This is a genomic window from Ruegeria sp. HKCCD8929, from assembly GCF_013031405.1.
GTDB lineage: Bacteria > Pseudomonadota > Alphaproteobacteria > Rhodobacterales > Rhodobacteraceae > Ruegeria.
The window spans coordinates 111,413-134,927 of record NZ_WPZY01000006.1; the positions used below are offsets into that span (position 1 = coordinate 111,413).

At 62.2% G+C, this 23,515-nt stretch carries 15 protein-coding genes and 1 tRNA gene; 11 read left to right on the plus strand and 5 right to left on the minus strand.

The genetic code is table 11. The annotated features are described in order from the left end of the window. Positions 1–59 precede the first annotated feature (59 nt). The 3 genes from ctaA (at position 60) to GOX53_RS11550 (ending at position 4,095) form a co-directional block, all read left to right on the plus strand. Positions 60–1,208 carry a heme A synthase gene (gene ctaA / locus GOX53_RS11540; protein WP_171176420.1) on the plus strand — a complete coding sequence of 383 codons (1,149 nt, stop codon included), beginning with the start codon at positions 60–62 and terminating at the stop codon, positions 1,206–1,208. Positions 1,209–1,212: 4 nt separating this feature from the next. Then, the gene (locus GOX53_RS11545) at positions 1,213–2,682 is read left to right on the plus strand and encodes a carboxypeptidase M32 (RefSeq protein ID WP_171176421.1); all 1,470 of its coding nucleotides are present in this window, start codon (positions 1,213–1,215) and stop codon (positions 2,680–2,682) included. A gap of 273 nt (positions 2,683–2,955) precedes the next feature. Further along, on the plus strand, positions 2,956–4,095 hold the full coding sequence (locus tag GOX53_RS11550; protein WP_217351755.1) for a DsbA family protein: 1,140 nt from the start codon (positions 2,956–2,958) through the stop codon (positions 4,093–4,095). Between the two features lie 57 nt (positions 4,096–4,152). Here GOX53_RS11550 and gyrA read toward each other — a convergent pair whose 3' ends face one another. Next, positions 4,153–6,879: a DNA gyrase subunit A gene (gyrA, locus tag GOX53_RS11555; protein WP_371810285.1), complete on the minus strand. Its 2,727-nt coding sequence runs from the start codon at positions 6,877–6,879 to the stop codon at positions 4,153–4,155. A 192-nt stretch (positions 6,880–7,071) separates the two neighbouring features. Here gyrA and GOX53_RS11560 point away from each other — a divergent pair, with 192 nt between their 5' ends. After that, positions 7,072–7,341 (plus strand): usg protein, encoded by a 270-nt coding sequence (locus tag GOX53_RS11560; RefSeq protein WP_171176422.1) that lies wholly within the window; start codon positions 7,072–7,074, stop codon positions 7,339–7,341. Positions 7,342–7,346: 5 nt separating this feature from the next. Here the strand turns inward: GOX53_RS11560 and GOX53_RS11565 are convergent, their stop codons facing one another. Then, positions 7,347–8,924, minus strand: coding sequence for a caspase family protein (locus GOX53_RS11565; protein ID WP_171176423.1), 1,578 nt, complete (start codon positions 8,922–8,924; stop codon positions 7,347–7,349). A 345-nt stretch (positions 8,925–9,269) separates the two neighbouring features. Between GOX53_RS11565 and zwf the strand changes: the two genes are divergently transcribed. From zwf to GOX53_RS11585, 4 genes are all read left to right on the plus strand, one after another. Next, positions 9,270–10,724 (plus strand): glucose-6-phosphate dehydrogenase, encoded by a 1,455-nt coding sequence (zwf, locus tag GOX53_RS11570; RefSeq protein ID WP_171176425.1) that lies wholly within the window; start codon positions 9,270–9,272, stop codon positions 10,722–10,724. After that, complete coding sequence (gene pgl / locus GOX53_RS11575; RefSeq protein ID WP_171176426.1) at positions 10,721–11,392, plus strand: 6-phosphogluconolactonase; 672 nt, start codon at positions 10,721–10,723, stop codon at positions 11,390–11,392. Before zwf ends, pgl begins: the two co-directional genes overlap by 4 nt. A 9-nt stretch (positions 11,393–11,401) precedes the next feature. Beyond that, positions 11,402–13,009, plus strand: coding sequence for a glucose-6-phosphate isomerase (gene pgi, locus GOX53_RS11580; RefSeq protein WP_171176428.1), 1,608 nt, complete (start codon positions 11,402–11,404; stop codon positions 13,007–13,009). Positions 13,010–13,205: 196 nt separating this feature from the next. Beyond that, positions 13,206–14,825 carry a long-chain fatty acid--CoA ligase gene (locus GOX53_RS11585; protein ID WP_171176431.1) on the plus strand — a complete coding sequence of 540 codons (1,620 nt, stop codon included), beginning with the start codon at positions 13,206–13,208 and terminating at the stop codon, positions 14,823–14,825. A 162-nt stretch (positions 14,826–14,987) separates the two neighbouring features. On the opposite strand, the gene GOX53_RS11590 is transcribed toward GOX53_RS11585, so the two are convergent. Together GOX53_RS11590 and GOX53_RS11595 are read right to left on the minus strand one after the other, a co-directional pair. After that, positions 14,988–15,061, minus strand: a tRNA-Gly gene (locus GOX53_RS11590). Between the two features lie 200 nt (positions 15,062–15,261). Beyond that, a complete protein-coding gene (locus tag GOX53_RS11595; RefSeq protein ID WP_171176433.1) occupies positions 15,262–17,313 on the minus strand; it encodes an ASKHA domain-containing protein in 2,052 nt (683 codons plus the stop codon). A 251-nt stretch (positions 17,314–17,564) separates the two neighbouring features. Here GOX53_RS11595 and guaB point away from each other — a divergent pair, with 251 nt between their 5' ends. From guaB to GOX53_RS11610, 3 genes are all read left to right on the plus strand, one after another. Beyond that, positions 17,565–19,013 (plus strand): IMP dehydrogenase, encoded by a 1,449-nt coding sequence (gene guaB / locus GOX53_RS11600; protein WP_171176435.1) that lies wholly within the window; start codon positions 17,565–17,567, stop codon positions 19,011–19,013. A 111-nt stretch (positions 19,014–19,124) separates the two neighbouring features. Continuing rightward, the gene (locus GOX53_RS11605) at positions 19,125–20,297 is read left to right on the plus strand and encodes an RsmB/NOP family class I SAM-dependent RNA methyltransferase (RefSeq protein WP_171176437.1); all 1,173 of its coding nucleotides are present in this window, start codon (positions 19,125–19,127) and stop codon (positions 20,295–20,297) included. Between the two features lie 90 nt (positions 20,298–20,387). Continuing rightward, positions 20,388–22,694 (plus strand): ATP-binding protein, encoded by a 2,307-nt coding sequence (locus tag GOX53_RS11610; RefSeq protein WP_371810286.1) that lies wholly within the window; start codon positions 20,388–20,390, stop codon positions 22,692–22,694. Positions 22,695–22,830: 136 nt separating this feature from the next. On the opposite strand, the gene GOX53_RS11615 is transcribed toward GOX53_RS11610, so the two are convergent. Next, complete coding sequence (locus tag GOX53_RS11615; protein WP_171176439.1) at positions 22,831–23,424, minus strand: sulfotransferase family 2 domain-containing protein; 594 nt, start codon at positions 23,422–23,424, stop codon at positions 22,831–22,833. Positions 23,425–23,515: the final 91 nt, after the last annotated feature.

The window sequence follows — 23,515 nt, forward strand, 5'->3', positions numbered from 1 at the left end:
CTCTGGACGTTGGGGCGTGTCGGCCCTAGCTTGCGGGGAAACCAAGAAATGAGGATGGCATGAGCGGTAAGCGCAGCATCTTTGAAGAGGTGCCCGAAGAGGCCCGGACCGAACAGTCTGTACAGCCCGGCATGATTGACCGGGGCCGCGGCGGTGGGCGGCGCGGCATCCGGGCGTGGCTGATCCTGCTCTTTGCGCTGGTGGTGGCGATGATCGTGGTGGGAGGCCTCACGCGCCTGACCGATAGCGGCCTGTCGATCACCGAATGGCGCCCGGTCACCGGGGCCATCCCGCCGATGAGCGAGGCCGATTGGCAGGCCGAGTTCGACAAATACAAGCAGATCGACCAGTGGCGCATTCAGAACCAGTGGATGCAGTTGGAGGATTTCAAGTCCATCTATTGGTGGGAATGGGGCCACCGGCAGCTGGGCCGGGTCGTCGGTCTGGTCTGGGCGTTCGGGTTCCTGGGTTTTTTGCTGGCCCGCAAGGTCCCTGCCGGATGGACCGGGCGACTGATCCTGCCCGGTGTTTTGGGCGGAGTGCAGGGCGCCATTGGCTGGTGGATGGTGGCCTCGGGCGTGACGCAGGGCGAGGGGATGACCTCGGTCGCCAGCTATCGTCTGGCGGTTCATCTGGGGCTGGCCTTTGTCATCCTGGGCGTTCTGGCCTGGTACATCTTCATGCTGGGGCGGGCCGAGCGCGACCTGATGCAGGCGCGGCGGGCGAAAGAGGCGCGGCTGTTCTCGCTGTCCACCGGGCTGATGCATTTTGCTTTCCTGCAGATCGTCATCGGCGCTTTCGTGGCCGGGATCGATGCCGGTCGCTCGTTCACCGACTGGCCGCTGATCGGAGGGCAAATCCTGCCGCCGGATGCCACCGTGCTGGAGCCGATGTGGCGCAATTTCTTCGAAAGCCCGGGGCTGGTGCAGTTCATCCATCGTTGTGCGGGGTACCTGTTGCTGGCCTTTGGGGTCTTCGTCTGGCTGCGCGGGCGCGGCAGTGCGCATCCGCAGACCCGGTTCGCCTTCAACGTGGTCCTTGCTGGCCTGTCGCTGCAGGTGGTGCTGGGCATCGTCACTGTTATCTACGCCGCACCGTGGCAAGTCGCCATCCTACACCAACTGCTCGCCGTTGGCGTCTGGACCCTGATCCTACGCGCCCGCTTCCTGACCGCTTATCCCATTGCAACCTCACTTCGCGGAGTTTGACTTCATGACTGCATTCGACGACCTGATGGCCTTCCAGCGGGAAACCTCGGCCTTGGGGCAGATCTCAGGACGGCTGGGCTGGGATCAGGAAACGGTGATGCCCCGCGGTGCCGCGCAGCAGCGGGGCGAGGAGATGGCGGCGATCGAGGCGGTGCTGCATGCCCGCCGCTCCGACCCGCGCGTCGGTGACTGGCTGAAGCGGGCCGAGGCGCCCTGCGAGGTCGGCGCAGCGCAACTGCGCGAGATCCGCCGCGCGTTCGAGCGGACCAGCAAAGTGCCCGCCGATCTGGCCAAGGCAATCGCGCGGGTGACCTCTCAGGCGCAGGGCAAGTGGGCCCAGGCCCGCGCGGATGAGGATGTGGCCGCCTTCCTGCCGGTGCTGGAAGAGGTGGTCGCGCTGAAACGCGAAGAGGGCGCGGCGCTGGCGCAGGGCGGCGATATCTACGACGCCATGGTCGAGGACTATGAGCCCTACACCACGGGCGGCCAGATCGCCGCGATCTTCGACGCGATGCGTCCGCGCCTGGTGGCCTTGCGTGCCGCGGTGCTGGACAAACCGATGCCCAAGGGCGTCTCGGGCACCTTTGACGAGCAGTCGCAGATGCAGCTGTCGCGGAAACTGGCCGTCACTTTCGGGTATGACCTGAACCGGGGCCGGGTGGACAAGGCGGTGCATCCGTTCAGCTCGGGCAGCGGCTTGGACGTGCGGATCACCACCCGCACCAGCAATGTGGACCCGTTCAACTGTTTCTACTCGACCATCCACGAGGTCGGCCATGCCGCCTACGAGCAGGGGATCAATCCGGCCTATGCGCTGACGCCGCTAGGGCAAGGCGTATCGATGGGCGTGCATGAAAGCCAGAGCCGGATTTACGAAAACCAGCTTGGCCGGGGCCGCGCCTTCACCGGCTGGCTGTTCGGGCAGATGACCGACCTGTTCGGCGATTTCGGCATTTCGGATGCGGATGAGTTCTACTCCGCCGTGAACCGGGTCCATAACGGCTATATCCGCACCGAGGCGGATGAGGTGCAGTACAACCTGCACATCATGCTGCGCTTCGATCTGGAGCGCGCGCTGATGGCGGGCGATCTGCAGGTGGCCGATCTGGAGGCGGCGTGGAACGACCGGTTCGAGGCCGATTTCGGCTATGCGGTGGACAAGCCCTCGAACGGGTGTTTGCAGGATGTGCACTGGTCGGTGGGACTTTTCGGCTATTTCCCGACTTATTCGCTGGGCAATGTCTATGCTGGGTGTCTTTACGAGGCGCTGCAGGCGGCGGTGCCGGACCTTGGGGCACAACTGGGCCAAGGCGATACCTCGGGCGCGACCGGCTGGCTGCACGAGAACCTGCAGCGGCACGGCGGCCTCTATGCCCCGCGCGAGGTGATCGAGCGGGCCAGTGGCATGGAGCCGGGACCGGAGCCGCTGCTGCGGTATCTCGAAGGTAAGTTCGGTGCGCTTTACAGGCTGTAACCTTTAACATGACCCGGAATGGCCGCCGTGGGGCGGCCATTTTCGTTTCTGCGAGGCAGGGGCCGCGACGTCATCGCGGGTTCGGGGCGGAACTTCTGGCATCCGGTCGCACTCGGACTAAAGTGGTCCGACACGGATCGTACGGAAATAGTCTTGTTCTTTGACAGCATTGTGAAATCACGGATCGCATCGGTTCCGACCAGCGAGGAGCTCTTGCGGGTGCGACGGCGGGCGCGGGAGTTACGACGAAAAGCGCGCGGGGCGCCTCATACGGTGTCCTATTTTCACGATGTCTCGGATCCCTACAGCTTTCTGACTTCTCAGGTGCTTAGGGAGTTTTGTGATCGCTATTCGGTCGAGTTACGCTCTTATCTGATCTCCGGGCCTCCGGACGCGGCTCTGCCGGACCCGGCGGCGCATCAGAGGAACGCGCTTGCGGATGCCGCGCGTCTGGCTCGCAAGCAGGGGCTGGTTGTGCCGAGGAGTACTCCGCCTGACCGGGCGGCGATTGCTTCAGCTGAGGCGCGCTTGGCAGCGGAATTGCAGAGCCCGGATTTTGCTGGGATTGCCCGCAAGGTCGGCGCGGTTTTGTGGGCGGGGCAGGATATCCCGAAGGGACCGACAATAGACCCCGGCGAGTTCAAACAGGCTGGGGACCAGCAGCTTGCCGATTGGGGGCACTATCTGGGTGGAACGTTTCATTATGCCGGCGAATGGTATTGGGGCATCGACCGGCTGCACTATCTGGAAACCCGCCTGCAGGAGCTGGGTCTGGGCGAAAGGCACCCACCCATCGCACCGCCATCTGAGCCGCGTGCGGAAGGGGCCGCGAAGCAGGGCAGCGAGGTTGAATTCTTCTTCTCTTTTCGCAGTCCCTACTCCTATCTCGCTTTTAACCGCGTTTGCGATCTGGCCCACCGGCACAACGCCCAGCTGATACTGCGTCCGGTCCTGCCTATGCTGATGCGCGGCCTGCCGGTTCCGCCCGCTAAATCCTCGTACATTCTGTACGACTGCGCCTGCGAAGCGCGTCGTATGGGCATTCCCTTCGGACGCATCTGCGACCCGCTGGGGTGGGCGGTCGAGCGGGGATATGCGCTGCTTGATCATGCCGAGGCGCAGGGGCGGTTGGCGGAGTTCTGTGCCGCGTTCATGTCCGGAGTTTGGTCACAGGGGATCGACGCGGCGACGGATCGAGGGATTGCCCGGATCGTTGAGGCGGCAGGGTTGAACTGGGATGCCGCAAAGCCCAAATTGCAGGCAAACAATTGGCGGAAGCGCATCGAAGCCAATCAGGCCCGGTTGCAGGAGATCGGCCTGTGGGGTGTGCCGAGCTTTCATGTGGCCGGGCAGAGCATCTGGGGGCAGGATCGGCTTTGGGCCGTCGACGAGTTGCTGACAGTGCAAGACTGATCAAAAAAGGCACCGCAGCAATTGCCACGGTGCCCGTCATCTCAAGTGTGAAGCGGCTTATTCCTCGGCCTCTTCGTCACCCTGATCCGCGATCCAGGCGACGCTGACGACTTCCTCGCCTTTGCCGGTGTTGAACACCTTTACACCACCCGCCGAGCGTGACCGGAACGAGATGCCATCGACCGGCACCCGGATCGACTGACCCCTGGACGTCGCCAGCATGATCTGATCGTCGATCTCGACCGGGAACGAAGCGACCAGTTCGCCGCCGCGCATGGCCTTATCCATGGCCGCGACGCCCATGCCGCCGCGCCCGCGCACCGGATAGTCGTGGCTGGAGCTTAGCTTACCGGACCCGCCCGCCGTGATGGTCAGGATCAGATTCTCGGCCGCCGACATCTCGGCGTAACGCTCCTGACTGATGGTGGCCATGGCGTCGCCTTCCTCATCCGTGGTTTCGGCATCGTCGGTCAGCCCCGCCACCGCGCGGCGCATCTTGAGATAAGCGGCGCGCTCGTCCGAGGTCGCGTCGAAATGGCGGATCACCGACATTGATACAACGTGGTCGCCATTTGTCAGCTTGATGCCGCGCACACCGGTCGACTTGCGGCCCTTGAAAACACGCACATCGGTAGTCTGGAAGCGGATCGCGCGGCCTGAATTGGTCACCAGCATCACGTCATCGTCTTCGGAACAGATGCGGACATTGACCAATTCCACGCCCTCGGGCAGGTCCATGGCGATCTTGCCGTTGCGCTTGACGTTGGTGAAATCGCTCAGCGCGTTGCGGCGTACGTCTCCGGCGCTGGTGGCGAAGACGATTTGGAGGTTTTCCCATTCCTCGTCCGGCACATCCACCGGCATGATCGCCGCGATGGATACGCCGGTCGGGATCGGCAGGATGTTGACGATTGCCTTGCCCTTGCCTGTGCGTCCCGATTGCGGCAGGCGCCAGGTCTTGAGCTTGTAGACCATCCCATCGGTGGTGAAGAACAGAAGCTGCGTATGAGTGTTGGCGACGAAGAGGGTGGTGACCACGTCCTCTTCCTTGGTCTGCATGCCGCTTAGCCCCTTGCCACCGCGCTTCTGGGCGCGGAAATCGGCCAGCGGCGTACGCTTTATGTAGCCGCCCGAGGTGACCGTGACGACCATGTCCTCTCGCTCGATCAGGTCCTCGTCTTCCATGTCGCCGGACCAGTCGACGATCTCGGTACGGCGCGGCACGGCAAACTGTTCGCGCACGTTGCGCAGTTCATCGGCGATGATGGACATGATCCGCTCGCGCGAGCTGAGAATGTCCAGGTATTCCTTAATCTTGCGCGCCAGTTCTTCCAACTCGTCGGTGACTTCCTTGACACCCAGCTGGGTCAGGCGCTGCAGGCGAAGGTCGAGGATGGCGCGGGCCTGAGTTTCGGACAGGTTATAGGTTCCGTCCTCGTTCATCCTGTGGGTCGGGTCGTCGATCAACTGGATGTAGCCCGCGATATCGGCGGCGGGCCAGCGACGGGTCATCAGCTTTTCGCGCGCTTCGGCGGCATCCGCCGAACTGCGGATCGTGGCAACCACTTCGTCCACGTTCGAGACTGCGACGGCCAAACCACACAGGACATGGCTGCGTTCGCGCGCCTTGCGCAGGTCGAACGCGGTGCGGCGGGCAACGACATCCTCGCGAAAATCGATGAACGAGGTCAGGAACCGGCGCAGGGTCAATTGCTCGGGGCGTCCACCGTTCAGCGCCAGCATGTTGCAGCCGAATGAGGTCTGCATCGGCGAGAAGCGATAGAGCTGGTTCAGCACCACTTCGGGCGTTGCATCGCGTTTCAGTTCGATCACCACCCGCACGCCATTGCGGTCGGATTCGTCCTGAACGTGGGACACGCCTTCGATCCGCTTTTCGCGCACCGCTTCGGCGATCTTTTCGATCATTGCCGCCTTGTTCACCTGATAGGGGATCTCATCCACGATGATGGCGTAACGGTCCTTACGCAGTTCTTCGGTGCGGGTCTTGGCGCGGATGATGACGCTGCCGCGCCCTTCCAGATAGGCTTTTCGGGCACCAGAGCGACCTAGCATGACGCCGCCGGTCGGGAAGTCAGGGCCGGGGACGTATTCGATCAGTTGCTCGGACGTCAGGTCCGGGTCGTCAATCAGGGCCAGCGTGGCATCGACCACCTCGCCCAGATTGTGCGGCGGGATGTTGGTGGCCATACCGACGGCAATACCACCGGCGCCATTGACCAGCATGTTCGGGAAGCGGGCGGGCAGGACCGTCGGTTCCTTGTCCTTGCCGTCGTAGTTATCCTGAAAGTCGACCGTTTCTTTCTCGATATCGGCCAGCAGGGCGCCCGCAGGCTTATCCATCCGCACTTCGGTATACCGCATGGCCGCCGGGTTATCGCCGTCCATCGAGCCAAAGTTACCCTGACCATCCAGCAGTGGCAGCGACATCGAGAAATCCTGCGCCATCCGCACCAGCGCGTCATAGATCGCGCTGTCACCATGCGGGTGGTATTTACCCATCACGTCACCCACCGGACGGGCCGATTTGCGATAGGTCTTGTCATGGGTGTTGCCGGTCTCGTGCATCGCGTAGAGGATGCGCCTGTGTACCGGTTTCAGCCCGTCGCGCAGATCGGGGATCGCGCGGCTGACGATGACCGACATCGCGTAATCGAGATACGAGGTGCGCATCTCGGATTCGATGGACACGGTAGGCCCGTCGTAGCTGGGGCGCTGGGGTGGGGTTTCATCCATGTTTTCAGGGGTTTCTGGCGTATCGCTCACGTAAACTGCCCGATCTTTATGCAGGGTCTATATCTTGTGGATGCATCTTATCAGACTGCGTACATAAGGTGCAAGCAAGCAGCATCGTGGCGCGAAAATTACCGTTCACGGATCGGTAACACATTGTTTTCGTAAGTGTTTAACCATTTTCGTGGTATCGTGAAGAGACCGAACCAGAAATGGAGGTCTTGTATGGAGCAAAGCGAAACCGAGCTAATGCTCAAAGGCTACGGCCTGACCACGGCCGAATTTTACTATCACATGCCGGATTACATCCACGTTTTAAACACGTTCATCTGGCAGGAATACGACCTGGCGCCCGACCATCCCAGATTGTTCAAGTTCGTCGAATTCTGGCAGCGCGAGATCGAGGGGCCGCTGCATTCTGTGCGGTTCACCCATCGCAAGATGATTTCGCCGGGGGAATGGCGGAATGTGACCGGAGAGTTTTACCTGAACTGACGGACTCAGCCCGCGCGCCAGGCATAGACGGAGCAGCCGGTGGATGTAGTTGCGGTATAACTTTTCCCGTCGGCGGCCATGCGACCACGCCATGTCACGGTGATACCCGGGAAATAGTCGGTGCCATTGATCTGCTGATCGTTCAGATAGACCTCGGAATGGGCCTTTTGCCCCAGCGAGTCGCTGATGTTGCCGGTGTATTTGTTGCCGCCCGCATGATTAAAACGAACGCGCCCGGTAACCTTCAGAACCAGCACGCAGTTGGCCTTGTAGCTCCATGCCCCGGCCAATGTCAGAGCCGATGATTTGGGGCTGGGAGAGGGGCTGGTCTTGGGCGCAACAGCGGCCTTGCAGATCGTCCCGCTTTTGCCCTGCAATTCTTCCAAAGCATGTGCGGTGCCCAGATCGTCAGAGCCCAGAGACGAACCGCTGGCGGCCAGATAGGTTTGGAAAGCCCGCTTGGTGCGTGGCCCTGCTATTCCGTCGGCGCCACCCGCCGAACACCCAAGAGTATTCAACGCCCGTTGGGTTGCGCGCATAACCTCGCGGTTGTCGTCCACAACGGGTGCGGCTGCCACTTCCACCGGTTCACTGTCAGCGTGCCGCGCAACCGGTTCGGTATCGGGCTGCTTGAGGCTCTCGCGTAGCTGCAGGGCGACCGTATAGCTGTAGTCCTGTGATTGGTCTTTGTAGCGGTCCAGAAAACTGTCCAGCGCGCTCACCGTGCCGATCGACCGGGCCAGTTCCAGATCGGCCCGCATGTCGTCCGCCGGGGCGGGCAGGGCATCCGCTACCGGAGCTGCCGCAGCGGCGGGCGTGAAATAGAACTCACCCAGTAACTCGTCATAATAAGCCGGGAACTGGTTGTGCTGGACAGATCTGGCCAGATCGCTCACCTCGACACGCAGGTCCGAGACCAGCGCCCGCAGCTCCAGCCCGGGCTGCGACAGGCGCGGCAGCAAGGCGCGGGTAAAGACCGAGTTCTCGGCGGCATCCGTGTCGTTCAGCTTGTCCAGCGCCAACTGACCCGCCCCCGCGGAAAAGATCACGAAGGTCCCTTGCGGCGCGGTGATCCGCCCCAGCCCCCGCGTTCGCCCGATGCTGCGGCCCGCAACCGTCTCAAACGGGTTGTTGCGGCAGGCGTCAATGATGGCGATCGAGGTGCGTGCCCCGGTGGCGCGCACCCGGTCGAGCAGGTCCGACAGCGCAATGGATTCGGATTTCACGAAATCGCTTTCACCAGCATTCGGGGCCACGATATCGGTCGGCAGCAGATAATTCTCGCCGTCGATTTCAACTCCGTGCCCGGCGAAGAACACAAAAGCCGTATCGCCGGGTTCCAGCCGTGCGGTGAATTCCGAGACGCGTCGGTTCATGGCACGACGATCAAGGTCGATGCCCTCGACCGTTTCAAAGCCCAGACCCTTCAGCCGGGCTGAGACCGCGCGGGCGTCCGCCCCGGCCTTGGCCAGCGCCGGAACGGCGTCATAAGCGTCATTCCCGATGACCAGCGCCAGCCGTTGTTCGGCCCAGGCGGGCAGGGTTGCGAGAAAGAAAAACAGAATAAAATACCAGCCTGTCAAAATGACCTCACATTGAATTCGCAGTTGCGCCTTCAGTATAGCCCCCGAACTCAAATGAACGGAGAAAGTGAGCCGCACTTTAACCGGACAGACAGCCAAAATAAGTGAATTCGATCACAAGAGGCCAGTTTCGTGCGTGTTCCGGTTTCTGCCGATTGCAGCGCGACGCTCGAGAATGTCTTTTCAATTCCTGTGCAGCAGGATTAACTGACTGAGATAACTGACCTATTGCGTGGGTACGGGTGGCCCAGCCAATACGGCTGGAATTCAAGCTGTCAGCAGAATATACCGAAAATGATTGCGCTAACATTGGACATGGCAGGGCATCGGAGTTAAGGACGGGGCATGGTTTCACGCGTCATACCGGTTGATCCTTTCGATCTGGTCATCTTCGGCGGCACAGGCGATCTGGCCCGGCGCAAGATCCTGCCTGCGCTGTTTCGCAGGTATTGCGCCGGTCAATGGCCCGAGGATGTCCGCATCATCGGGGCTGCCCGGTCCGAACACGATGATTCCGCCTATCGCGCACTTGTCGCTGATGCGCTGCGCGAGTTCGCCCCGGAGCGTGCCAAGGATTCGCCGTCAGTTGACGGGTTTCTTGCCCGTGTCAGCTATGTCCGGATCGACGCCGAGGAGCAGGCGGGATGGGCCGAACTGGCCGGGCAACTGACCGAGGATCGGGTGCGCGCATTCTACTTTTCGGTCGGTCCGCGTCTGTTCGGTGCGCTTGCTGGGCAGATCGAGGCGCATGGCATGGTCACCGACCGGACCCGGATCGTGGTGGAGAAACCCTTTGGTCACGACTTGCAAAGCGCCCGCGATCTCAACGCCACATTGGCGGGGCATTTCGACGAAGGCCAGATCTATCGGATCGACCATTATCTGGGCAAGGAGACGGTCCAGAACCTGATGGCGGTGCGCTTTGGCAACATGCTATTCGAGCCGCTGTGGAACAGCCAGTATGTCGATCACATTCAGATCACCGTGGCCGAGACGGTGGGGATCGCCGGGCGCGAGGGGTATTATGACCGCGCGGGCGCGATGCGCGACATGATGCAGAATCACCTGATGCAGCTTCTGTGCCTGATCGCCATGGAGCCGCCCGCGAAATTCGACCCCGATGCGGTGCGGGATGAAAAACTCAAGGTGATTCGCGCGCTCGATCAGGTGCAGCCGCATCACATCGTGCGCGGTCAGTACGGGCCCAGCGACGGTGAACCGGACTATCGCGGCGCGGTGGGCAATCCGCGCTCGGCAACCGAGAGCTATATCGCCTTGCGCGCCCATATCAGCAACTGGCGGTGGGCGGGCACGCCGTTCTATCTGCGTACCGGTAAGCGGCTGGTGGCGCGGTCCTCGGTGATCAACGTGATGTTCAAGGACGCGCCGCATTCGATCTTTGGCGCTGATGCCGGGCGGCATGCAAATGTACTGTCGATCCGGTTGCAGCCCAACGAGGGCATCACGCTGAAGGTGACGATCAAGGAACCGGGGCCGGGCGGTATGCGTCTGATCGACGTGCCTCTGGACATGAGCTTTGCCGAAGCGTTGGGGCCGGAAAACCAGGACCCGCCGGATGCTTACGAGCGGCTGATCATGGACGTGATCCGCGGCAACCAAACGCTGTTCATGCGCGGCGACGAGGTTGAGGCCGCCTGGGCCTGGACCGATCCGATCATCGCCGGATGGCAGGCCCGCGGCGATGTGCCGAAACCATACGACAGCGGCAGCACCGGCCCGGGCGACGCCGAGCTGCTGATGAAACGGGACGGTCGCCATTGGCAGGGGATCAAGCCATGAACATCCAGGAATACGCCGATCGCGACATGCTGGCCATCGACGTGGCCAACCAACTGGCCGGAGATCTGGAAACGGCGCTGCTGCATCACGACACAGCCGCGCTGGCAGTGGCAGGGGGAACGACGCCCGGCCCGGTCTTTGACAGCCTCTGCGCCGCCGATCTGGAATGGGATCGGGTGCATGTCCTGCCGACCGACGAACGCTGCGTGCCGCAAGACCATGACCGCTCGAACGCGCGCCTGATACAGGAGCGTTTACTGGTCAACCGCGCCGCCACCGCGCGGTTCCTGCCGCTTTACGTCCCCGCGACCGAGCCCGAGGACGTCCTGCCCGAGATCGAGGCGATGCTGGCCCCGGAACTGCCGATTTCGGTGCTGGTGCTGGGCATGGGTGAGGATATGCACACAGCCTCGCTCTTTCCCGGCATGCCGGGTCTGATGGCCGCGCTTGATCACGACGCTCCGCCACTGGCGGTTGCCCGGCCCGAAACCCAGCCCGAGGCGCGGATCACCCTGACGGCGCCGGTGCTGGACGGGGCGGTGTCGAAACATCTGGTGATCTACGGGGCCGCCAAGCGCAACGCGCTTGAGCGGGCCATGTCCCTGCCGCCCGAAGACGCCCCGATCGCGGCGGTTCTGGGTGGCACCACGGTGCATTGGGCGGAATGAGGAGCAGACATGTTTGACCGATTGCAGGCACTGGCCACCGAGGCGCAAGGACGCCATATCCTTGATCTCTTTGCCGCCGACTCGGATCGCGCGGCGCGGTACTCGGCCGAGACCGGCGACATGCGGCTGGACTATTCCAAGACGCATATTGACGACGCGGTGCAGGAAGAACTGCTGGCGCTTTGCGACCGGACCGATCTGGCGGCACGGCGCGAGGCGATGTTCAGCGGCGCGCCGATCAACGAGACCGAAGGGCGCGCGGTGCTGCACACGGCGTTGCGCAATCTCGACGGTGATCCGGTCGAGGTGGACGGCCAGGATGTCATGCTCGGTGTGCTGGAAGTGCTGCAGCGGATGCGCGTCTTTGCCGAAGAGGTGCGCGGCGGCGCGATACAGGGGGCAGGGGGCAGCTTCACCGATGTGGTCAATATCGGCATCGGCGGTTCGGACCTTGGCCCGGTGATGGCGGCGCTGGCGCTGTCGCCCTATCACGACGGCCCGCGCGTGCACTACGTCTCGAACGTGGATGGGGCGCATATCGCGGATACGCTGCGCCCGCTCGATCCGAAACGGACGCTGGTGATCGTGGCCTCCAAGACCTTCACCACCATCGAGACGATGACCAATGCTCGCACCGCCCGCGCCTGGATGCAGGATGGCGGCGGCGATCCCACCCGGCAATTCGCTGCTGTGTCTACGGCTTTGGATCTGACCGGCGACTTCGGCATCCCGCCCGAGCATGTGTTCGGGTTCGAAGACTGGGTTGGCGGGCGTTATTCGGTTTGGGGGCCCATCGGCCTGCCAGTGATGATTGCCGTCGGCGCCAATGCCTTCGATGCGTTTTTGCGTGGCGGACAGGCGATGGACCGGCATTTCCGGTCGGCGGATTGGGCCGAGAACATGCCCGTTATGCTGGCGCTGGTCGGGATCTGGCACCGTCAAGGCTGTGGCCATCCCAGCCGAGTGGTGCTGCCCTATGATCAGCGCCTGCTGCGCCTGCCAGCCTATCTGCAACAGCTTGAGATGGAATCGAACGGCAAATCAGTGGCGATGGACGGCTCGCCGCTGTCCGTGCCCTCGGGACCAGTTGTCTGGGGCGAGCCCGGCACCAATGGCCAGCACGCCTTTTATCAGCTGATCCATCAGGGCACCGACGTTGTGCCGTGCGAGTTCATGGTGGCCGCCGAGGGGCATGAGCCTGAACTGGCGCATCACCACCGCCTGCTGCTGGCCAACTGCCTTGCTCAATCAGAGGCGCTCATGCGCGGACGGTCTCTGGATGAGGCACGTCAGCGGATGGCCGACAAGGGGCTGACCGGGGATGAGCTGGAACGGCAGGCCCGCCACAGGGTCTTTGCGGGCAACCGGCCATCGACCACACTGATTTACCCAAAGCTCACGCCATTTGTTCTGGGCCAGATCGTGGCGCTTTATGAACATCGCGTCTTCGTAGAGGGAGTGATCCTGGGGATCAATTCCTTCGACCAGTGGGGCGTGGAACTGGGTAAGGAGCTTGCAACGTCTTTGGACCCGATCGTGGATGGCGAAGCTGGGACCGAAGGCAAGGACGGCTCGACCGCAGCACTGGTTGCTTACGCCCTGCGCCATCGCGATTGAACGTCCGGGTGTGCTTAGCCTGCCGTAACGGAAAGTTGCACGTGACTTGTTGTTTTTAACAGCGTCTCTTGGCAGGCTCCCCTTCGGGAGAAAATGACCCGAGGCTTCCGGCCCTATCAGCGTCGCCACAGGTCATCGACAAGAAAAAGCGGTTCCGGAGAATGATGCCCGGAACTCTGACGGGAGGGACAGTTCCATGCTGGGACAGATGATGACGCAGCCGCTGCTGATTTCGTCACTGATCGACCACGCCGAGCGGTATCACGGCCAGACCGAGATCTGGTCCGTGGAAACCTCGGGTGGAGTGACGCAGACAAGCTGGGCCGAGGTCGCCCGCAATGCGCGCCGCATGGCCTCGGCGCTCACCAAGCTGGGCTTGGAGCCGCAGGCGCGTGTCGCCACACTGGCCTGGAACAATCGGCGGCATCTGGAGATCTACTATGCGGTTTCGGGGGCGGGCTTGGTCTGCCACACGATCAACCCGCGCCTTTTTCCGGAACAGCTGATCTATATCATCAACCATGCCGAGGATCGGGTTCTGTTTCTTGACGCGACCTTCGTGCCGCTGGTTGCCGCGATCCGGGACAAGCTGGAAGGTGTCGAGCAGTTCGTGTTGATGGGTGCTCGTGATGATGGTGCAGCAGAGCAGATCCCCGGCCTGACCTTCTATGACGACCTCATCGAGACTGGGGACGCCGATTTCAACTGGCCGGTTTTCGACGAAAACACCGCTTCGAGCCTTTGCTACACGTCTGGCACCACGGGTCACCCCAAAGGCGTGCTTTATTCTCATCGATCCACCGTGCTTCACAGCTTTGCCTCGAACACCCGCGACGTCATCGGGTATTCGGCGCGGGATGTGGTGATGCCTGTGGTGCCGATGTTTCATGTCAACGCCTGGGGATCGCCCTATGGCTGCGCCATGTCCGGCGCGCGCATGGTGCTGCCAGGGCCGGATCTGAGCGGCGACGCGCTGGTGCGGCTGATCGACGGGTATGGCGTGACGCTGGCCATGGGTGTGCCGACCATCTGGCAGGGCCTGCTGGCCTCTGCCGCCAAGCTGGGAAGCAAGCTCGACAGCCTGACCCAGACCGTGATCGGCGGCGCGGCCTGTCCGCCGTCGATGATCGAGGCCTTCCGCGAGCAATATGGTGTCGATACCGTCCACGCCTGGGGCATGTCCGAGATGAGCCCGCTGGGCACGACCAATATTCCGCTGGCGAAACATTTCGATCTGCCGCTTGAGGATCAGTACCGCCTGCGCGAAAGCCAGGGCCGTCCGCCTTATGGGGTCGAGCTGAAGATCGTGGATGACGAGGGCCGAGACCTGCCTAATGATGGGGTCACACAGGGCGACCTGATGGTGCGTGGCCACTGGGTGCTGACCAGCTATTTCCACATGGAGGATCAGGCACTGCTGCAGGATGGCTGGTTCGCCACCGGCGATGTGGCGACACTGGACACAGACGGCTACATGACGATCCGCGACCGCTCCAAGGACATCATCAAATCCGGCGGCGAGTGGATCAGTTCGGTCGAGCTGGAAAACATCGCCGTCGCCCATCCCAAACTCGCCACCGCTGCCGTGGTGGGGGTGCCGCATCCGAAATGGGACGAGCGGCCCTTATTGGTGGCGGTCAAGGCCGAGGGCGAGGAGCCATCCGAGGCCGAGCTTCTGGAGTTCTTCGACGGCAAGATCGCCAACTGGCAGGTGCCGGACAAGGTGATCTTCGTCGAGGCCCTGCCGCTGAATGCAACAGGCAAAGTTCTCAAACGGAACTTGCGCGAGCAGTTTTCAGGAGCTTTAAGCGGTTGAAACGACCGGGCTACCGAAGGCTGTTTTAGCTTTCTCGAACTGCTTTTTGACAGGCTGTGGCATGGAGCGTGTTTGAAATTCACTGTTCTCGAAATTGAAACCCGGCACACAAACATTGCTCGCAAGATCCTGGAAATAATAAACAATACGGGGAGATGTCTTTGGAGCGGGTAACGGGAATCGAACCCGTAACTTAAGCTTGGGAAGCTCGCGTGATACCTTTTCACCATACCCGCGCTCCGAGGCCTTGAAATACGCAATCCCCATCTAGGCGTCAAGCTGGTACCGCGCCCGGTTTCTGAGCCGAGGCGAAACCTCCGCCAGCCATTTCCTGCCCGCGGATCAAGGCACATCCAGCCCCTTCTTCTGTTTTAAAATATCACGGGGGAGTCACGGCTTGCCGGGACGGGGGCAGAGCCCCCCTCCAATCCAAAAACTATCCGCGCCGACGCCGACGTCGACCACCGCCTGCACCGGCCTCGGCCTCTCCGCCGGTGTTGAACGAAGGCGAGGGCAGAGACACAACCAGGCCAAGCTCCGGAAACGGATCGGTCTTGTGCGGGATCGCGTTGGCGGCGACGAAATGATCCTGGAATTTGGGCTCGATGGCGGTTTCCACCTTGGTGATCTCGCGCACCACCCGTTCGATCTCGGCCCGTGAGGCGATGTTGCAGAGTGCAATCCGCGCGCCGGTCCCGGCGGCGTTGCCTGCGCTCATCACCTTGTCCAGCGGTGCGTCGGGGATCATGCCGAGCACCATGGCGTGCTTGGTCGAGATATGGGCGCCGAAGGCTCCGGCCAGCACCACGCGGTCCACACGCTCCACGCCCATCTCGTCCATCAGCAGCCGCGCGCCCGCATAAAGCGCGGATTTCGCCAGCTGGATGGCGCGGATGTCGCCCTGGGTCACGGTGATGCGCGGGCCGCCCTCGGCGCTGGCGTCGTGGATCAGATAGGCGTGGGTGCGACCCTCGGGCACGCAGCGGGCGGTGCCGGTCTGCCCGGCAGACCCGATCAGGCCGCTTTCATCCAGCAGGCCCGCCATGCGCATCTCGGCCACCGCCTCGATGATGCCCGAGCCGCAGATGCCGGTGATGCCTGTGGTGGCGATGTCGATGTCGAACCCGTCCTCATTCGACCATTTCTCGGACCCGATGATGCGGAATCGGGGTTCCTTGGTGACCGGGTCGATCTCGATCCGTTCGATGGCTCCGGGTGCGGCACGCTGGCCGGAACTGATCTGCGCGCCTTCGAAGGCCGGGCCGGTGGGCGAGGAACAGGCCAGCACGCGGGACGTGTTGCCCAGCAGGATCTCGGCATTGGTGCCCACGTCGACGATCAGCACCAGATCCTCGGATTTGCCGGGCTCTTCGCTCAGTGCCACGGCGGCGCAATCGGCACCCACGTGGCCGGCGATGCAGGGCAGGATGTAGACCCGCGCGCGCGGGTTTATGGCGGTCAGATCCATCTCGCGCGCGGGGAGCGAGAGGCTTTCCGAGGTGGCCAGCGCGAACGGCGCCTGACCCAGTTCCACCGGGTCGAGGCCCAGCAGCAGGTGGTGCATCACCGGGTTGCAGACAAACACCGTCTCGACGATCAGGGCGGCGTCGATCCCCGCCTCTTCGGCGATTGAGGTGGTCAGGTCATTGATCGCCTCGCGCACGGCCCTGGTCATCTCCTGATCGCCGCCGGGGTTCATCATCGCATAAGAGACCCGGCTCATCAGATCCTCGCCAAAGCGGATCTGCGGGTTCATCAGGCCGGACGAAGCCTTGACTTCGCCCGTTTCCAGATCGGTCAGATGCGCGGCGATGGTGGTCGAGCCGAGGTCGATGGCCAGCCCGAAAAGACCGCTTTCATGCAGGCCGGGCCAGATTTCGACGATGCGGGCCACCTCGTCCTTGTGGCCCTTGTGAACGGCGACGGTGACCTCCCATTTGCCCTTGCGCAGGGTCGGCTGCAGCTTGGTCATCAGCGACAGGTCCGCCGTGACCGCCTCGATGTTCCATTGCTGGCGCAGGGCGCGTTCCAGCCGCTCCAGATCGCCGGTGGGGGAATGCATGTCCGGTTCCTCGACCACCACGAAATAAAGCCGGGTGGCCGGGTCCATGACGATGGCGCGGGCGGCGGCAGCCTTGCGCACCACCTGGCGATGCACCTGGCTTTCGGGTGGCACGTCGATCACTACATCGCCCTGCACGGCGGCCTGACAGCCCAGACGGCGGCCCGGCTTCAGCCCGCGCTTGTCGTCATAGCGCTGCTCGACCGCATTCCAGTCGCTCAGCGCGCCTTCGCGCACGGTCACGCCATGCTTGGGGAACTCTCCATAAGATGGCGTGATCTGACATTTCGAGCAGATCCCGCGCCCGCCGCAGACCGAATCCAGATCGACGCCCAACTGACGCGCGGCGGTCAGGATCGGGGTGCCGACAGGAAAATGGCCGCGCTTGCCGGACGGTGTGAAGACGACGAGAGGGTCGGTGGTCATGAAGGGCCTGCCTTTGGTGTTCACGCGTATGCCGCGCAAGATATGGAATTGCGCCAGAAGGGAAAGGGTATTCAGCGGCAGGTTTTGGCCGGGTTGCGTCCTTTCCGCCGCTTTGTTTCGTGGCCTCGTGCGGATTTGCGTATTTGGGGCAAGAAGAAGCGGGCGGGGATTACGGAGGTGAGGGGGTTTCCCTTAGCCCGAAACCATGCCATAGGGTCACCGCCAAACGGGGCTTTGCATGGGGTTAACAGATGCAGATTCGTGAGGCACTCACCTTTGATGACGTTCTACTGGTTCCGGCGGCCTCGTCGGTGCTGCCGTCCACGGCGGACACGACCACGCGCGTGACGCGCGAGATCACCATGAACATACCGCTGCTCAGCTCAGCCATGGACACCGTGACCGAGGCGCGCATGGCTATTGCGATGGCGCAGGCGGGCGGCATGGGGGTGGTCCACAAGAACCTCTCGGTTGATGAGCAAGCGCGTGAGGTGCGGCGGGTCAAGCGGTTCGAATCGGGTATCGTATACAACCCGGTGACGCTGCGTGCCGATCAGACCTTGGCCGATGCCAAGGCACTGGTTGCGCGGTACAATTTCACCGGCTTCCCTGTGGTGGATGACGCGGGCCGAGTGGTTGGCATCGTCACCAACCGCGACATGCGCTTTGCCACGTCGGAAGATACACCGATCCGGGCGATGATGACCGCCGATAATCTGGCCATGCTGCGCGAGCCTGCGGATCTAGAAGAGGCCAAGTCCCTCATGAAGGCGCGCCGGATCGAGAAGTTGCTGGTGGTGGATGGCGATGGCAAGCTGACCGGCCTGCTGACATTGAAAGACACCGAACAGGCGGTTCTGAACCCCACCGCCTGCAAGGACCAGTTGGGCCGTCTGCGCGTGGCGGCGGCCAGTTCGGTTGGCGATTCAGGGTATGAGCGCAGCGGGGCACTGGTGGATGCGGGCGTCGACATCATCGTGGTGGACACCGCGCATGGCCATTCCGAGGGCGTGATTCAGGCGGTGAAGCGGGCAAAGACCTTGTCGAACGAGGTGCAGATCATCGCCGGCAACGTGGCCACAGCCGAGGCGGCCAGCGCGCTGATCGACGCGGGTGCGGATGCGGTGAAGGTTGGCATCGGGCCGGGCTCGATCTGCACCACGCGGATGGTGGCAGGTGTGGGCGTGCCGCAGCTGACAGCGATCATGGATTGTGCCTCAGCCGCGGGTGACGTGCCGGTGATCGCCGACGGTGGCATCAAGTTCTCGGGCGATTTCGCCAAGGCGATTGCGGCGGGAGCGTCCTGCGCCATGGTGGGCTCGATGATCGCCGGGACCGACGAGTCTCCGGGTGAGGTGATCCTGTATCAGGGCCGCTCGTTCAAATCCTATCGTGGTATGGGCAGTCTGGGCGCCATGGCGCGCGGCTCGGCGGACAGGTATTTCCAGAAAGATGCCGCCAGCGATAAGCTGGTGCCCGAAGGGATCGAAGGACAGGTGCCTTACAAAGGCTCGGCCAGTGCCGTCGTGCATCAGCTGGTGGGCGGTCTGCGTGCGGCCATGGGCTATACTGGTTGCGCCACGGTCGAGGAGATGCGCCGCGACTGCAACTTCGTCAAGATCACCGGTGCGGGGCTCAAGGAAAGCCACGTGCATGACGTGCAGATCACTCGCGAGAGCCCGAACTACCGCGTCATGTGATTTTGAATTGATCGCGACCGGTGCCCCCGCGAGGCGGCGCCGGTTTTCGTTTGCTCCGAGGCGGATCGGCAGTTATGAGCGTGTGAACGATCTGAAAATCGGACCTCTGCCATGACCCCCGCCGCCCGCGTTCAGGCCGCCATCGATATTCTAGATCAGATCCTCGCTGGGGCACCTGCCGAAAAGGCGCTGACCGGTTGGGCGCGGCGCAGCCGGTTTGCAGGCTCCAAGGACCGGGCAGCCATCCGCGACCACGTGTTTGATGCCCTACGCTGCAAGCGGTCCTTTGCGGCTTTGGGCGGGGCCGGAACCGGGCGTGGTCTGATGATCGGTGCGTGCCGTGCGCGCGGCGAGGATCTGGCGGAGATTTTCACCGGACAGGGCCATGCGCCGCAGCCATTGCGACCTGATGAATCCGGGCGCGCGCCACAGGGAGATGCCGAAGCGCTCGATATTCCCGATTGGCTCTGGCCGTCATTTTCCGACGGTCTCGGCGCAGAAGCCGCAGCCGCCGCAAAATCCCTGCAAACCCGCGCGCCGGTGCATCTGCGAGTCAATCTACGCAAGGCGGACGTGCCAGAGGCCATCGCAGCGCTCGCAGCCGACGGGATCACGGCAGTGCCGCATCCAGCCTGCGCTACAGCGCTTGAGGTCACCGAAGGCGCTCGCCGGGTTGCCCAGAGCGCGGCCTATCGGGATGGGTTGGTCGAGTTGCAGGACGCCGCCAGCCAAGCCGTGGTCGAGACCCTGCCCTTGGCGCAGGGGATGCGCGTGCTGGATTATTGCGCGGGCGGTGGCGGCAAGACATTGGCGCTGGCTGCGCATACCGGGATCATGGTCTTTGCCCATGACGCGGCTCCGCAACGGATGCGCGATCTTCCGGGAAGAGCCGAGCGGGCCGGGTTGGCCGTGACGCTGCTCAACAAAAGCCAGATTGCCCGGCAGGTGCCATTCGATCTGGTTTTGACCGATGCGCCATGTTCCGGCAGCGGATCGTGGCGTCGGGCGCCCGCTGGCAAGTGGACGCTGACGGAGAAGCGCCTGGGTGAGTTGGTGGAGATTCAGCAGTCCATTCTGGAACACTCCTCCAGTTTGGTGACGCCAAACGGAGTGCTGGCCTATGCCACCTGCTCGATGCTGTGTGAAGAAAATGGACATAACATCAATAAATTCCTTAGGAATCACCCGACTTGGTCCGAGTCCTTCCGTAAACAATGGCTGGTATCACACGGCACCGACGGTTTCTTTGCGTCACACTTGACGCGGGATAGAAATGACGCGTAGCAACTATAGGTAGAGTTGCTGCGTTAAGCCGGGTTTAACCCTTGTTGCGCGAAATACTCCTGTCGAATCCCTGCAAGACGGAGTTGGGACGTGTCAGATTTTGCCGCATCGTCTACCCCGTTCCTTGAGCGTCAGACGCCCAGGGGATCGCGGGTTGTGGTGGTCTGCGTTCTGGCGGTCATTGCGCTGGCGGCGGCCTATGGTGGCAGTTTCTCTCAGGCAATGCAGTACGCGCTGGCGGCAGGGGGGCTTTCGCTGGTATTGGTGCTTGGCGTGATGATCGCGCTCGGCTGGCGCGCCGACCGATCGGGACGGGTGGCGCGTGCGATGTTGTTTTCCTTCATCGAAAGGGACGCCACGCCCAGTTTCGTTGCTGACGAGAATGGGGTCATTCAGACCGGCAACATCGCCGCCTCTGCGCGGTTCTCGGCCGGGCAGGGTGAGACGATGGCAGCGGCGCTGCGGTCGGCCCTCCCCAACCCTCAGGCCATTCTCTACAGGCTGCAGGCCCGCGCGATGCTGGATGGCAACGCGCGCGAGGATGCGGTGACCCGCCGTGGCCATGTGCGGCTGGCAGTGCATCTTTTGGGAAATGGTGCCTTTTTGTGGCGCGTTGAGGATATTCAGGACGGACGGGGTGCTAACGCACGCGCAGACATGCTGCCTCTGCCCATGCTGACCGTGGGCCGGTCAGGGACGGTGCTTTTCATGAACGAGGCCGCGCGCCGTTTTGCAGGCGGGCGGGTGAAGTCGCTGGACCGCCTTTTTGTCGAGTTGCCTTACAAGCCGGGTGAGATCAATCAGGTGTCGGTGGAAGGCGGGATTGTTAACGCCGTGGTGACCGAGCTTGCCGAGGCGCCGGCCCGGCTCGAGCTTGTTCTTGTTCCCGTCGACCAAACCTCGGTTGAGGCCGTGAACACGGATTTCGCCGCGCTGCCGGTGCCGCTGATGCGGCTGTCTCCCAAGGGGCGCATCCTCGAGGTGAACCGGCTCGCGGCGGAACTGCTGGGCCCGGAGTTATCCGAGAGCGTTTCGGTCGAGGATGCGATGCAAGGGTTGGGGCGCCCGATCCCCGACTGGTTGCGTGAAACCGTGATCGGGGCGGCAGCGCCCCGCTCGGAATTCCTGCGCTTGACCCGCAAGGACAAGGAGATGTTCGTTCAGGTCACGCTGAGCCGGGCCTGCAAGGATGGTGAGGCTGGGTTGATCGCGGTGCTGAACGACGCGACTGAGCTCAAGACGCTCGAGGCACAATTCGTGCAAAGCCAGAAGATGCAGGCCGTGGGCCAACTCGCCGGCGGTGTGGCGCATGATTTCAACAACCTGCTGACCGCGATTTCCGGCCATTGCGATCTGCTGCTCTTGCGGCACGATCAGGGCGATCCGGACTATGGTGATCTAGTGCAAATCAACCAGAATGCAAACCGCGCCGCAGCCCTTGTCGGTCAGTTACTGGCCTTTTCCCGCAAACAGACCCTGCGGCCCGAAACTTTGGATCTGCGCGATACTCTGTCAGATCTGATCCATCTGCTGAACCGGTTGGTTGGCGAGAAGATCACGCTGACGCTCAGCCACGATCCGGTACTGAGGCCGGTGCGAGCCGACAAGCGGCAGCTCGAACAGGTGCTGATGAATCTCGTGGTGAATGCACGTGATGCCATGCCCAATGGCGGCGAAGTACGGATCGAGACCGAGATTGTACAATTGGATCAGCCGATGAACCGCGACCGAGCCACGCTGCCCGTCGGCGAGTATGTGACCGTCAAGGTGATCGACGAAGGCATCGGTATCGCGTCGGACAAACTGCAAAAGGTGTTTGAGCCGTTCTACACCACCAAGCGAACCGGCGAGGGGACCGGGCTGGGTTTGTCCACTGCCTATGGAATCATCAAGCAGACCGGCGGGTTCATTTTTGTCGACAGTGTCGAGGGGAAGGGATCGGAATTCACGCTATATCTGCCAGTCTGCGTTGAAACTGCCCGTAAGGAGACAGTCAGCGATACACCGGCGCCGACGCCCGCCTCGAAACATGGTGAAGGCGTTGTTTTGCTGGTCGAGGACGAAGCACCTGTCCGTGCCTTCGCCTCGCGCGCCCTGCGTTTGCGAGGGTACACGGTTTTGGAAGCAGAATCGGCCGAGGATGCGTTGCGCCTGCTGGAAGATCGCGACTTAGCCGTGGATGTTTTTGTCACCGATGTCGTGATGCCCGGGATGGATGGTCCCAGCTGGGTTCGCATGGCCCTGGCTGATCGTCCCCAGGTGCGGGTGGTATTCGTGTCCGGTTATGCCGAAGGAGCCTTTGGCGATGCTGGACCAGAGGTCCCGAATTCGATCTTTCTTCCCAAACCGTTTTCGCTGAATCAGTTAACCGAAACGGTTTATCAGCAGTTGCATTGAAAACGGCCTCGTTTTGGTTCGCGGTGTGGCAGCGTGGCGAGCTAGACCTTGAGTATGCTTGGGCCGAGGTCGGTTGGAACGGCACTGCAGTAGCCCTGGAGCGACAGAACCGTTCGCATGCCTCAGAGGGCAGCGCCTATCGCGCCGATTTGTGCAGATCGAACTCCCCGGCGAATTTACGACGAAAGCGCTCTTCGACTTTCGAAGACAGGGAAAGTGGTATCTCCGGAGAGGCGTTCTCGCGGTTCAGGATGATCTTGGTGCCCAGGCGGTTTTCCAGAAACGCGATGATCTTGTCTTGGTGTTCATACTTGAAGATATGGGTGGCGCCGACGCCGTTGCTTCGGGTGATGAAAAACTGGCTTTGGCTGCCGACATCGGCAAAGGCGGGGCGGGTGCCTTTCATGTAGGCTTCGACGAATTCGTCGAAACTGATGCCTTCGGTCGATGTTGGGCTGCCGGTGAGTGCGGGACGGTGGCGGTACCGATACCAACTGCCCAGCCAGTCGATGGGTTCTCGTACCACGGCCATGATCTCCATTTCGGTATCGAACATCTTGCGAAAAATGTTCTGAAAAAACCGATCATAGCGGCGGACAGGCGCGTGTTTGAGGTCGGGCGGACCGGAAACCACGAGGTCGGCCCGGTCGCGCAAGGCAGTCTGATAGGCCGTGCTTCCGGTTTTAGGAACGGATAGAAGGGCCAGCCGTTCCTTATAGAAAACAAGCATTTATGCGCGTCTCATTAGTTTCTCCCACACTCACAGATTGCCGTAAACCACTCTTTAACACAATTGCGGAACAGTAGGTTCCGGAAGTTTT